Source organism: Pseudoalteromonas sp. M58, assembly GCF_042604605.1.
Lineage (GTDB): Bacteria > Pseudomonadota > Gammaproteobacteria > Enterobacterales > Alteromonadaceae > Pseudoalteromonas > Pseudoalteromonas tetraodonis.
Map to the genome: position 1 here is coordinate 94,268 of NZ_CP152390.1, position 12,746 is coordinate 107,013.

Consider the following 12,746-nt stretch of genomic DNA (forward strand, 5'->3'; position numbering starts at 1 on the left):
TTTTGCTCTGCGCTAATCATGCCACAGAGCAGCTAGGTAACAAAAACGTTTATGGTAAAATTTTCTCACCTTGGTACAGGCTCTCGATGGTTTCGCGTTCGCGAATAAGATGATGTTGCTCACCATCTACCATTATTTCGGCAACCCGTGGGCGTGAGTTATAATTTGAACTCATTGTAAAGCCGTATGCTCCAGCGCTTCGCTGCACTAATAAGTCACCTTGTTTGAGTGCTAGAGGGCGGTCTTTACCTAAAAAGTCACCGGTTTCACACACCGGCCCAACCACATCATAGTTGTGGGTAGGTGTTTCGTCATCACGCACCGAGACAGGAATAATTTTTTGCCACGCTTGATAAAGTGATGGGCGCAACATGTCATTCATACCCGCATCAACAATCGCAAAGTACTTGTCTTGATTTTGCTTAATAAACTCAACCTGAGTCACTAAAATCCCAGCGTTGGCGGCAATAGCTCGCCCTGGTTCAAAAATCAGTTCAAGGTGGCGATAATTAGTAAGGCGCTGTGTTACTTGTGCTGCATACTCACTCGGGTGGGGAGGCTGTTCGTCGTCGTAGGTTACTCCAAGGCCTCCACCAATATCTAAATGGCTTAACTCAATACCTGCATTTTTTAACTCATCAATTAATGCCAGTAGTTTATCAAGCGCCTCTAAAAACGGTTTGGTTTGTGTCAGCTGTGAGCCAATGTGACAATCAACCCCAACTATATTTAAGCTAGGTAACGACGCAGCATGTTGGTACACACTTAACGCGGTTTCGATACCAATGCCAAATTTGTTTTCTTTTAGGCCAGTAGAAATATACGGGTGTGTTTTAGCATCAATATCAGGATTAACACGAATAGAAATTGGCGCGTCTAGATTAAGCTCACACGCTACTTCTGAAATGCGCTCAAGCTCTGAGATTGATTCAACGTTAAAACATTTAATACCTAATTCTAACGCATAAGCAATTTCGTCAGCGGTTTTAGCAACCCCAGAAAACACCACTTTATTGGCTGCGCCTCCCGCTTTGATGACCCGCGCGAGCTCGCCTTTTGAAACAATGTCAAAACCCGCACCAAGTCGCGCCAGTATATTTAATACTGCAATATTTGAATTTGCTTTAACGGCGTAGCACACTAGGCTTTTATGATCTTGAGCTGCATTGGCAAACGCTAAATAATGGCGTTCAAACGTCGCTCTTGAATACACATAACACGGTGTACCATAGTGCTGTGCAATCGTTGCTACGCTGACATCTTCAGCAAATAGTTGGTTGTTTTTATAATTAAAAAAATCCATTTACTGCTCCTGTTTTTGCTCAATAGGTGTTTGCTTGTTGGGGGTGTCTGTTGGCTGATTTTGTTCAGTAGGCTGCTCTGGTAAGTACAGCGGGCCGCTTTGACCACAGCCAGCTAACGCACACAACAAAACGGTGCTGATTAATAGTTGTTTTAATTGTAAGGTATATGTCGCTTTCATTAGATTAATACGGTTGCTGGCTTTATAATCGCAGAGTAACAGAATATCTAAAAAATGCAGCTATTCGCGGATGATTTTATTCCTGTTACACTAGCTGTACAAACATGCACCCATTATTTAGGCGTCTTGCCTGCAAAGGAAATTAACGATGACTGATCACGAATATCACCAGTTAGCAGAAGCTCTTATGTTCACAATTGAAGAACAAGTTGATGATTGTGAAGCAGATTTAGATTATGAATCGGCTCAAGGTATTTTAGAAATTATTTTTCCAGATCGCAGTAAAATTGTGATTAATAAGCAAGCACCGTTGCATCAAGTGTGGGTGGCAACAAAATTTAACGGTCACCATTTTGAAATGCGTGATGGTCAATGGATTGATAACCGCTCAGGCGCAGAGTTTTGGAGTTTCATCAATGAAGCGTCAACACGTCAAGCGGGTCAAGAAATTAAGTGGCAATCATCGCTATGAGTTTAGAGTTTGTTCAATACCCAGCTCAGGGAACGCATAAAGCCACGGTTATTTGGCTACATGGTTTGGGTGATTCTGGTGACGGTTTTGCCCCAGTAGCGCCACAGCTCGATTTACCCAGTGAACTAGGTGTGCGTTTTATCTTTCCGCATGCGCCTATGCAGGCTGTTACTATTAACGGCGGTATGCAGATGCGCTCATGGTATGACATTAAATCGATGGATTTAGACAAACGTGCAGATGAACAGGGGGTTAGGGAATCTGCAGCAAAAGTTGAGCAATTAATAACGCAAGAAATTGCTAACGGCATACCGGCGAACAAAATTATTTTAGCGGGATTTTCACAAGGTGGCGTCATATCGCTACATTTAGCCCCGCGTTTAGAGCAAAAGCTTGCTGGCGTTATGGCACTATCAACCTATATGTGTGTGCCACATAAATTGGCTGATGAAGCAAAGCAAACACAGCTAAATATATTTATGGCTCATGGGAGCCAAGATGACGTTGTACCGCATAGCGCGGGTAGAAGTGCGTTTGAAGTATTATCAACGCATAACATGGATGTGAGTTGGCAAGAATACCCTATGGGGCATCAGGTTTGTACACAAGAGTTACAAGCTGTGCGCCAATGGTTAATTTCTCGCTTAAGTTAGTTTAGGAGCCGCTGAGGGTCAAAATGAGTCAAAAAATAGTAATAACAGCAAATGTAAAACGTGAACCACAGGTTAGCGAACCCAGCGTGAGCTATGAGTGGCATTGGCGTCGGATTGTGAGTATTTCTATGTTGGTGATCATGACCTCTGCAGCGGTTATTTACGGCCTGTCTAGCGCTGTGAATGCTGATCAAGGGGCGCCGCATCCTAATGAGCAGCTCGATTTTACTGAGCAACAAACAGCAATTGTGTCGCTAAGCAATGATACTGCAGCATCAGCAGAGAGTGAAAACGCAACAGATGCTGATGAGGAGCCGCTGAGCAGTGTCGCAATTGCAGCACCTAAAATCCTTTCCCCAGATGAGCAAAAACCAGCTCCTATAACCGAAAAAGTAACATCAGAGCCTAAAGTTCAACAAAGTATTATTGAGCAAGAAGTAGAGCCAACGCTCACTGCTGAGCCTGAAGAAGCAGACATGGCTGCAACAGATAACCAAACGCCTGAAACCGAAACGGCCAGTGAAAAACCGGCTGAGCAAAAAGTATTTGCTGAATCAGCACAAGTTGCGAGTGTGGCCATTGGTGCCAAAATAGATACCGCTACTATTAGCCGCGCCGTATTGACGCGCAGTGTGAGTAATCGTGAACCAACCAATGTATTTGCCGCCGATGTGCGTTTAAGCCAATTTGAAGAATCATTGTCATTTTTTAGTGAGCTTAAAAACTTACAAGGTCAGCAGGTAAAGCATATTTGGTTATTTGAAGGCGAAGTGATGGCGGAAGTGTCGCTCAAAGTTACTTCTCCGCGCTACCGAACTTACTCAACTAAAAATATTATGGATTCCCAGTTAGGGAATTGGCGCGTTGATGTGGTTGATGAGCGAGGTTTACTCATTGCGCAAAAAGAATTTAGAATTTTAGCTGATTAAATCGCCCTCAGATAGAACAGGTTTTAATCCTGGAAGGTCAACAGACCCCAGTAATTATTAATGGATATTTTATGACTGAAAAAACAAAGTTAGTTCGCATTGCTACTCGTAAAAGTGCATTGGCACTGTGGCAGGCTGAATTTGTAAAAGCGCAGCTAGAGCATTTTCACGATGACGTGCGTGTAGAGCTGGTGCCTATGTCGACTCAAGGTGACATTATTTTAGATACACCACTGGCTAAAATTGGTGGTAAAGGCTTATTTGTAAAAGAACTAGAACAAGCCATGCTTGATGGGCGAGCAGACATTGCAGTGCATTCAATGAAAGACGTGCCAGTCGAATTTCCAGATGATTTAGAGTTACACGTTATTTGTGAGCGTGAAGACCCGCGTGACGCGTTTGTCTCAAATAATTTTGCCAATATTGATGCGTTACCGCAAGGCGCCATTGTTGGCACCTCAAGTTTACGTCGCCAATGCCAAATCAGAGCGTTGCGTCCAGATTTAGAAATTCGTGACTTACGTGGCAATGTAAATACACGTTTAGCAAAGCTTGATAGTGGTCAATACGATGCGATTATACTCGCAGCGGCTGGGCTAATTCGTTTAGAAATGGGTGAACGTATTCGTGACTTTATTGAGCCAGAAGTGTCGTTACCTGCTAATGGTCAAGGTGCTGTCGGTATTGAATGCCGTATAAATGATGAAGTTACTAAAGCCTTATTAGCTCCGCTGGAGCACAGTGAAACTCGTATTCGTGTTAATGCCGAGCGCGCAATGAACCGCCACTTAGAAGGGGGCTGCCAAGTTCCGATTGGTGCTTATGCATTGGTTGATGGTGAGCAAGTGCATTTACGTGGTTTAGTTGGGGCGATTGATGGCAGCGAAATTTTACGCGATGAAATTAGTGGGCATGTTGATGATGCGGAAAAATTAGGAGTTGAGCTGGCTAAAAAACTCTTAGCACAAGGCGCAGATAAAATCCTTGCTGACGTATATCGAGACGCATAATGAAACACATCTTGATAACTCGGCCCGAAGGAAAAGGCGCAGCCCTTGCACAGCAACTTGAGCAAGCGGGTTATCAAGCGTCTTTATGTCCTGTTCTAAAAATAACGTATTTAACCCCAACCAGCGTTGAGCTAAGCCCGTTGGTTAATGCCGACAAAATTATTTTTGTTTCGCAAGATGCAGTACATGCACTGAGTGCGCTTAAGCCTGCAATTAACACCAAAGCGCAGTTTTATGGTGTTGGCCAACAAACAGCCGACACCATTTATGAAGTATTTGGTGTACGTGCTGCTTTGCCAAAACAACATGATTCTGAGGGGTTGCTGGCGCTTAAGTCATTGGCTGAGGTTGATGGCAGTAATATCGTGTTGGTTAAAGGTATTGGTGGGCGGCCTGAGATAGCAAAAACCTTAAAACAACGCGGTGCTTTTTTAAATAATTGTGTGGTGTATCAGCGTGAGCCGGTAGCGCAACAACCCGCTGACTGGATAGACCACTGGCAAAGCCAGAATGTACACGGTATAGTCATTACTAGTAATGCCGCCGTTGATGCCATTTTTAATACCCTTACCGCGGCGCAACTAACATGGTTACAACAGTGCGAATTTTATGTTGCCAGTGAGCGTATTGGCGATTATTTACAACAGCAAAAAATAAATTCGACACATATACATACTGCGGCAGGGGCTAGCGACCACGCTATGTTTGCCTGCATTAATCAGCAAGGTAGCAAAATGAGTGAACAGTCAGCGACGTCAAAAGTAGAAAAAGCAGCAGCGCAACCAATAGCCAATAACACGTCTAATACCGCTAAAAACGACACTGCAAAAGCCAATAATCAAACGCAAAATAATACCCATAAAGTGAGTAAGGTGGGCAGTTTAGCGTTGGTGATTTCGTTACTTGTTGCCAGTGGCGTGGGTTATGAGTTTTATCAAAAGCTCAATGCCGGTAAAGTGCAAAATTTAGCGGTTAATGCATTAACAGAGCAAAATAAGATATTGCAGCAAGAGCTGCAAGCGCTTAAGTCTGAGCAACTCAGTCTACAGCAAGCGTTACAAAAGAGCGAAGAGCAAATTGCTATGGCGCTCAATGAAAACTCTGTAAAAAATCAGCAAGCATTAAAAGCAGCACTGCAAAAAGTGCAGCAAAGTGGTAACACATTAAACCCACAAGAAGTGACTAGCTTACAACGCATGGCTGAATTTAAATTGTGGGCTGAACAAGATTACCAAGGCACAAGTGCAGTGCTTAAACGTTTAGATTCACTTTTAAGCGACCACCCAGGCACGCTTGAGTTGCGCCAAGCAATTATACAAGACATACAAGCGCTCGATAGCATTAAACCCGTTGCGACAGAGGCGATTTACTTACAGTTAAATAGTGTAAGAGATCGTATCGATAACTTGGTATTTAATGCGGTTAATTTGCCAGAAGAAGCGTCAGTAACTGATGAAAACGCGCTCTCTGAAAATATGAGTGATTGGCAACAAAACATCCGAAATAGCTGGAATAAAATAGTTGATAGCTTTATTACAATTCGCCATCACGAAGGGGTATTAATAGAGCCGCTATTAACTGATAGAGAGCGCCACCTGATTAATCAGCGCATAAAGCTCAATATTACTCAGGCGCAAGATGCACTAATGAGCAAGCAAGCCAGCATCTATTTTAGCGCCTTAAACGACACAAAACGTTTAGTTACTGAATACTTTAAGCAAGATGATAATGCCACAAAAGTGGTACTAAAAACTTTAGTAAACCTTGAAAAAGAGCCGCTTAACTTTAACCCTGAGGTGACATTGCAAAGTACTCAGCAAGTTAAGGAGTGGACACAATGATAGGGTTGATCATTTTTATTGTCGCTATTGTATTGGTATTAGCGATCACTCCTTTCGTGTTAGATGAAAAAGGCTATGTACTGATTTCATTTAATAACACCACCATAGAAGGTACGATTGTTTCGTTTTGTATTATGGCGGCACTGAGCGCAGCAGCTTTGTATTTAACTTACAAACTCGTACGCTACTGTTTATCTATTTACAGAAATACCAAACATGGATTTTTTGCTCGCAGCCAAGAGCGCAAGCATGCAGCTATAGAGCAAGCACTGTGGAGCTTGATTAATGACGATTACGCGCAAGTGGAAAGCGCGTTATCAAGTAACAGTGTGCCAGCTAAATTTTTAGACATACGTTTGGCGTTACTAGCAAAAGCTGCACTGGCAAATAATCAACCCGATAAAGCGCTGGAATACTTGTTTGAAATAAGCCCTGAGCAGCAACTAAAAGTGGCTAAACTATGGTTAGCCAGTGGCGACAGCAGTGTTATTGAACCGCAAATACGGATGGCGGCTGAATCTAAAAAAGCCACGGTACTTGAGCTTAAACTGTACACTGAAGTGTTGGTGCAACAGCAGCACTTTAAAATATTAGAAGACTTTTTACCGCGCTTATTACGTAAAGATGCATTGAGCGATAAGCAGTGGCAGCAGGTGTTTTTAGCTTATTTTGCTGCTCAAGCGAGTGATGAGCTAACCAGTAAGTACCAGCAATTAGGTAAGAAATTGCAAGCACATGCGCACACTGCGTACTTAACTCAAATGGCAAAAACAGGGCAGTTGGCGAGTATTGAAAACGAGTTAATTAAAATGCTCAAACACGCTAAGCACCACTCTGAACTTGCCGACATTTTACGTGAAGCTGCGCCAAGTAATGCTTACAAGCTGCAATCAAGCATTCAAGAACGGTTGAAAAAAGATGAGCACAATAACGCGTTATTATTAGCATTGGCGTGTTTAGCGAATGCCCAAGGTGATTATGATTTAGCTGCACGAGTATTCGACAAAGCGCTTAATAGTGATAACAAATCACAGTATCGACAACAAGCTATACTAAGCTATAAACACAGCGCACAATTAGATAAGGCGCTTGTGCTCTATCAATAATGGATTATATTTTATAAATCAATAATTAAAAGCGCAGGAGCGAAGGCTATGAAAAATGTGTTTACACTCTCTTTTAGTCTTGCATGCGCTTATTTTTTTACCGGTTATCTTAGTAATTTATTACTCGCAGTAGACGGTTATGCCGTGGCTTCTTGGCCACCTGCAGGCATTGCACTAGCCAGTTTTTTATTATGGCGCCATCGCGCTTACTTAGGCATTATTGCTGGTTCTTTACTGATTAATTTAATTCATTTAGACCATGTTACAGATATTTTAAACTGGCAAATTTTGTTACATGCAGTGGGCCTCAGCGGCGCTGCTTTTTTGCAAGCATGGCTCGGCGCGCAAATAATTAAAAAAGTAATAAAAGCCCCTCTAGACCTTTCATCGTTAAAATTAAGTATTCAAAGCTTAGTAATTGCAGGTCCTGTCTGCTGTGTTATAGGCGCTATTGCTGGCACGAGTTTATTAGTATTTAACCAGATCATTCCTGCTGCGAATGCGCTGGATAATTTTATTACTTGGTGGATAGGTGACAGCATTGGCGTATTAATTTTTACCCCATTGCTATTAGCTGTATTTCACTATTCTGAAATGCGCCATCGACTACAAGTTATTGTTCCTGCATTACTTATTTATGCGATTATTAGTATTAGTTTTTATGGTGCAGCGAGTGTAAAAAAACAAAAAGACACTCAAAAGCAAGAAACGAAAGTGCTTGCGACTCAAAGCGCTATAAATCAAAAGTTAGATGAGATCATTGCGCATCTATCTTTATTAAGTGGTTTTTTAGCAAATAGTGAAGACGTTAGTTTTAGTGAGTTTACGCAGTTTACAGCTAAACAATTAAGCTACAGTGAAGAAATACTTGCTTTTAAATGGGTTCCTGCGGTTACTGATGATTCTCGTGCCGAGTATCAATCATGGATTGAGCAAGTTGATAGCGAAAACCCGTTTATCAAACAAAAATCAGCGAATGGGCAATGGCAAAAAGCCCCCTATCGAGAGCTCTATTACCCCGTAAAATATATAAACCCACTTAGGGGAATGAAAGATATTGTTGGGTTTGATTTAGGTTCAAACGAGCAAGTACGCACAGCACTCACTAAATCTAAAGTACTTAATGAATTGGTGATCAGTGAACCGACAGCACTGATACCGAATAACGAAGAATTAAGTGTATTTTTTATGTATCCCGTTTTTGGAAATGTGGTAACAGAAGGCGATTTTAAAGGATTTGTTGTTGCCGTAGTTAGCTTAGCTAAACTTTCTAAGTCGCTGTCGTTTGACTCTAATGAGCGTATTGCGATTAGTTTTTTTGATATTAATAATGCTGAAAAACAGCAGGCACTTTATATTGCAGAGCATCATTCTATGGTGTTACTAAAAAAATATCAGTTGTTAATTGGTCAGCGAATGTGGCGCGTTGAGCTGCATCAACCCGTTTTAAAATCATCGTGGTTCATATACTGGCTAGCGCAAATAGTGGGTATGTTATTTGTGTGGTTGTTGATTATATTTTTGATCTCTGTGACGGCTACCAATATTCGGATTCGCGAACAAGTGGCAAAGCAAACACTCACGCTACGCCAAGAAAAACAAAAGGCCGATGAAGCCAGTGCTATAAAAAGTCAGTTTTTAGCCAACATGAGTCATGAAATACGCACGCCAATAAATGGCATAAAGGGTATGCACTATCTAGCGCTACAACAACAGGATTGGCAGCAAGCAAAAGGCTATATAGAGCAAGCTGATGGTGCTCTAAGTGTATTATTAAGAGTGTTAAACGATGTACTCGACTTTTCTAAAATGGAAGCCGGTAAACTTGAGTTAATGCAAGAGCCTGTGAACCTCAAGCAATTAGCCGAGGACATCGTCGGTTTAATGCAATTTGAGGTGGAGAGTAAATCGCTTTCTTTAAAATTAGAGTATGACAGCGATGCGCATTTAATTCTCAATACCGATCCTATTCGTTTAAAGCAAATTCTGCTTAATTTATTAAATAATGCAGTAAAATTTACCGCAAAGGGCTGTATTACGTTAAAGATTTGGCAATCATCAAAAATGACATATTTTAGTGTTAACGATACCGGGATTGGCATTAGCTCTGCAGCTCAAAAACAGCTTTTTAAACCCTTTTCTCAAGCAGATAGCTCAACGTCACGTCAGTACGGTGGTACTGGTTTAGGTTTGAGTATTTGTAAAAAATTGGTCGAATTGATGGGAGGGGCTATTGATTTAAAAAGCAGTGAGGGGCATGGATCTACGTTTACTTTTAGCTTACCAGTTCATTCATCGCTGCCAAAAGCCAAATACAGTGCTGATGCTTTATCAAAAATTGATGTGAGTAATATTTCTTTAGAAAAATATCAATTACTTATAGTGGAAGACAACCCATTAAACCAACATGTTGTAAGTGCTATTTTAGAAACTAAACACGGTATTGCTGATATCGCAAATGATGGCTTAGAAGCGATTGCGATGCTTAGCGAAAAAAACTACGATCTAGTATTAATGGATATTCAAATGCCGAATATGGATGGCTTACAAGCAACAAAAGTGATTCGTAATGAGTTAGGTTTTTTTGATTTACCTATTATTGGTTTATCCGCCAACGCTCACGAACAAGACGCTCAAAAAGCGATTGCCTCTGGAATGGATAGCTACATGACCAAGCCTATTGAAGCTGATGAGCTATTTAAAACGCTTTGGTATTATTTATCTCGCTTAGATAAGTAACACGTATTTTTGTACAAAAGGCAGACATAAGACCTCCAAGCGCCATTTTAAATATTCTACACTTGAAATATTACTGTACCTGCGTATCATTCGCGCAATTTTAATTCAACCGAGTAGCTACTATGATTAATAGAAAAATACCTTTGCTAGATATTCACCGTCACTTAGATGGGAATGTACGCGCGCAAACCATACTAGAACTTGGTCGTCAGTTTAATATAGCTTTACCAGCAGATAATGTTGAGGCACTTATTCCTCATGTTCAAGTTATTGATCCTGAGCCAAACCTAATGGCATTTTTACAAAAGCTTGATTGGGGGGTCACGGTACTGGGTGATTATGATGCTTGTAGACGAATTGCGATAGAAAACATTGAAGATGCACAAGCGCAAGGCCTTGATTACGTAGAGCTACGTTTTAGCCCTTACTACATGGCACAAAGCCAAGGTTTACATCCTCAGGGCGTTGTTGAAGCCGTGATTGATGGTATTAAAAGTGCAACAAAAGATGCTGATATTAAAGCAAACTTAATTGGTATTTTATCTCGTACTTACGGTGTTAAAACCTGTCAACACGAGCTGGATGCTTTACTTGCTTTTAAAAATGATTTGGTCGCGGTTGATTTAGCGGGTGACGAAATTGGTTACCCTGGCGAGCTGTTTGTTGATCACTTTAAACAAGTACGCGATGCATATTTAGCGGTTACCGTGCATGCTGGCGAAGCATTGGGTGCTGCCAGTATTTGGCAAGCATTAAACGAGCTTGGCGCAAGCAGAATAGGGCATGGCGTTAAAGCGATTGAAGACTCAACGCTAATGGATTATTTACGTGATAACCGTATTGGTATTGAATCGTGCTTAACCAGTAATATTCAAACCAGCACAGTGAATGATTTAACTAAGCATCCGCTTAAACAGTTTTTAGATCATGGCATTTTGGCCAGCATTAATACCGATGATCCGGCTGTTGAAGGGATTGAAATTGAGTACGAATACACAACTGCAGCGCCACAAGCTGGTTTATCGCAAGCTGATATGGAAAAAGCGCAAGCCAATGCACTTGAGATTGCGTATTTAAGTGATGCAGCTAAACAGGCACTCAAAACCAAAGTCGCACAGCGTTAATCACCTGTACTATAAAAAAATGCCACTGTTTACAGTGGCATTTTTGTTTATATGTGAGTTTGACAGCTAACGTAATTATCATAAAGTGCTTTTAAAATATCGGCACGGCTGATCATGCCAACTACAACGTCACCATCAACCACAGGGTAATTCTTTGGCTTACCGGGTTGCATTTGTTCTGCTAATTCCATGATATTGGTATCACCGCTGACCGTCACAACTTCTGTTTGCATCAACTGCGATACTTTTACCATACCGTCACAAAAATAACTGCTTTGCATTAGGGGTTTAAGAAGCTCTTGCTCAGAAATAAAACCTACTAGCAACTTGTTATCGTCAAATACTGGGGCACCAAGCAATTTAAATTTTTGTAGTTCTGCAATGGCGGTCGTCATTTCTGTATTAGGGGTGATATGAGGCAACTTGTGTTGCATAAAATCTTTTACTTTTGTATTTAGCATTTAGGTTTCTCCCGCTGAATGTTCTATACAAAGTATGGTTTATAGATTGGATTTTAGGAAATTGTTTATGTTGATGAGTTTAATAGGTAATAACAATCATCGCAGCGGTAATGGCGGGCAATAAAAACAATTAAGGCACCCTAAGGTGCCTTAAAAATGATGCATTTTCTGTTATTTTATAAAAGCAAATGCATCCGCGTACATGTTTTCGCGAATGGCACCGTGGCTAATAAAGTCATCGCGCACTATGCCTATCATGTCAAAACGACCTGCCATGTAAATATCGTAAGGTTCAAGCGAGATGATATCGTCCATTACCGCTTTATGCACATAACCAGTATGGCCAGTCCAGCTGTCAGTAGGATTTTCTACCACAGGAATAAATTCGAAGTGCTTATGACTATCTGCCCAAGCTTTCATTTCGCTGTGTGCATACAGCGCAGACTCTTCTTTAACACCCCAATAAAATAGCACTGGGCGCTGACAATTTATTTCAGCAAGGTGATCGGCCATTGATTTTGCGTAAGAGAAGCCTGTGCCGCCAGCAAGTAAAATAATGGGGCGCTCGCACTGCAAACGTAGTTGAGAAACACCTAAGCCCGCTTCAATAGTCACTGTTTGATTATTATTGTGGGCACTACGAAGGTGCTCTAGCGATTGCATAGCATATGAGTCAGCAACTGAAGCACCAATATGTAATTCTAAAGCATCCGTTTGTGAAGGACGGCTTGCAATTGAAAACGCACGTTTATCTTTTTCACCTAAAACCAATTGTAAATATTGGCCAGCTTCAAATGTGACGGGTTGCTGCGGCTTTAAAATAACTTTATGAACAAATTCTGTTAGTGGACTGATAGAAACAACGTCAGCGTGTAATGTTTGCATGTTTTACCTTAAATTAGCGGATACGCACTTTATTTGAGCAATA

Annotated in this window: 12 protein-coding genes; 8 read left to right on the forward strand and 4 right to left on the reverse strand. The window is 41.3% G+C overall.

Translation table 11 applies throughout. From position 1 onward, the window contains the following. Positions 1-49: 49 nt before the first annotated feature. Together lysA and AAGD16_RS00495 are read right to left on the reverse strand one after the other, a co-directional pair. Positions 50-1,303 carry a diaminopimelate decarboxylase gene (gene lysA / locus AAGD16_RS00490; protein WP_377112969.1) on the reverse strand — a complete coding sequence of 418 codons (1,254 nt, stop codon included), beginning with the start codon at positions 1,301-1,303 and terminating at the stop codon, positions 50-52. Beyond that, positions 1,304-1,483, reverse strand: a complete 180-nt coding sequence (locus AAGD16_RS00495; protein ID WP_013463728.1) for a lipoprotein — start codon at positions 1,481-1,483, stop codon at positions 1,304-1,306. 148 nt (positions 1,484-1,631) lie between these two features. Here AAGD16_RS00495 and cyaY point away from each other — a divergent pair, with 148 nt between their 5' ends. From cyaY to add, 8 genes are all read left to right on the forward strand, one after another. After that, entirely contained in the window at positions 1,632-1,955 is a 324-nt protein-coding gene (cyaY, locus tag AAGD16_RS00500) for an iron donor protein CyaY (protein ID WP_013463729.1), read from the forward strand. Further along, on the forward strand, positions 1,952-2,608 hold the full coding sequence (locus tag AAGD16_RS00505) for an alpha/beta hydrolase (protein WP_036980847.1): 657 nt from the start codon (positions 1,952-1,954) through the stop codon (positions 2,606-2,608). Before cyaY ends, AAGD16_RS00505 begins: the two co-directional genes overlap by 4 nt. 23 nt (positions 2,609-2,631) lie before the next feature. Continuing rightward, positions 2,632-3,537 (forward strand): DUF2914 domain-containing protein, encoded by a 906-nt coding sequence (locus AAGD16_RS00510; protein ID WP_377112973.1) that lies wholly within the window; start codon positions 2,632-2,634, stop codon positions 3,535-3,537. 71 nt (positions 3,538-3,608) lie between these two features. Continuing rightward, a complete protein-coding gene (gene hemC, locus AAGD16_RS00515) occupies positions 3,609-4,547 on the forward strand; it encodes a hydroxymethylbilane synthase (RefSeq protein ID WP_013463732.1) in 939 nt (312 codons plus the stop codon). After that, complete coding sequence (locus AAGD16_RS00520) at positions 4,547-6,388, forward strand: uroporphyrinogen-III C-methyltransferase (protein ID WP_377112977.1); 1,842 nt, start codon at positions 4,547-4,549, stop codon at positions 6,386-6,388. Before hemC ends, AAGD16_RS00520 begins: the two co-directional genes overlap by 1 nt. Beyond that, a complete protein-coding gene (locus AAGD16_RS00525; RefSeq protein WP_024601986.1) occupies positions 6,385-7,494 on the forward strand; it encodes a heme biosynthesis HemY N-terminal domain-containing protein in 1,110 nt (369 codons plus the stop codon). Before AAGD16_RS00520 ends, AAGD16_RS00525 begins: the two co-directional genes overlap by 4 nt. Before the next feature lie 48 nt (positions 7,495-7,542). Next, positions 7,543-10,233 carry an ATP-binding protein gene (locus tag AAGD16_RS00530; protein ID WP_377112980.1) on the forward strand — a complete coding sequence of 897 codons (2,691 nt, stop codon included), beginning with the start codon at positions 7,543-7,545 and terminating at the stop codon, positions 10,231-10,233. A 122-nt stretch (positions 10,234-10,355) separates the two neighbouring features. Beyond that, the gene (gene add, locus AAGD16_RS00535) at positions 10,356-11,357 is read left to right on the forward strand and encodes an adenosine deaminase (protein WP_377112983.1); all 1,002 of its coding nucleotides are present in this window, start codon (positions 10,356-10,358) and stop codon (positions 11,355-11,357) included. Positions 11,358-11,404: 47 nt separating this feature from the next. Here add and AAGD16_RS00540 read toward each other — a convergent pair whose 3' ends face one another. After that, a complete protein-coding gene (locus AAGD16_RS00540) occupies positions 11,405-11,818 on the reverse strand; it encodes a CBS domain-containing protein (RefSeq protein WP_013463737.1) in 414 nt (137 codons plus the stop codon). A 171-nt stretch (positions 11,819-11,989) separates the two neighbouring features. Further along, complete coding sequence (gene fre, locus AAGD16_RS00545; protein WP_013463738.1) at positions 11,990-12,703, reverse strand: NAD(P)H-flavin reductase; 714 nt, start codon at positions 12,701-12,703, stop codon at positions 11,990-11,992. Positions 12,704-12,746 lie beyond the last annotated feature (43 nt).

Coding starts and splice junctions, on each gene's coding strand:
- AAGD16_RS00510 (WP_377112973.1), top strand. CDS start 2,632: ATGAGTCAAAAAATAGTAATAACAGCAAATGTAAAACGTGAACCACAG.
- fre (WP_013463738.1), bottom strand. CDS start 12,703: ATGCAAACATTACACGCTGACGTTGTTTCTATCAGTCCACTAACAGAA.
- lysA (WP_377112969.1), bottom strand. CDS start 1,303: ATGGATTTTTTTAATTATAAAAACAACCAACTATTTGCTGAAGATGTC.
- hemC (WP_013463732.1), top strand. CDS start 3,609: ATGACTGAAAAAACAAAGTTAGTTCGCATTGCTACTCGTAAAAGTGCA.
- cyaY (WP_013463729.1), top strand. CDS start 1,632: ATGACTGATCACGAATATCACCAGTTAGCAGAAGCTCTTATGTTCACA.
- AAGD16_RS00540 (WP_013463737.1), bottom strand. CDS start 11,818: ATGCTAAATACAAAAGTAAAAGATTTTATGCAACACAAGTTGCCTCAT.
- AAGD16_RS00525 (WP_024601986.1), top strand. CDS start 6,385: ATGATAGGGTTGATCATTTTTATTGTCGCTATTGTATTGGTATTAGCG.
- AAGD16_RS00520 (WP_377112977.1), top strand. CDS start 4,547: ATGAAACACATCTTGATAACTCGGCCCGAAGGAAAAGGCGCAGCCCTT.
- AAGD16_RS00495 (WP_013463728.1), bottom strand. CDS start 1,483: ATGAAAGCGACATATACCTTACAATTAAAACAACTATTAATCAGCACC.
- AAGD16_RS00505 (WP_036980847.1), top strand. CDS start 1,952: ATGAGTTTAGAGTTTGTTCAATACCCAGCTCAGGGAACGCATAAAGCC.
- AAGD16_RS00530 (WP_377112980.1), top strand. CDS start 7,543: ATGAAAAATGTGTTTACACTCTCTTTTAGTCTTGCATGCGCTTATTTT.
- add (WP_377112983.1), top strand. CDS start 10,356: ATGATTAATAGAAAAATACCTTTGCTAGATATTCACCGTCACTTAGAT.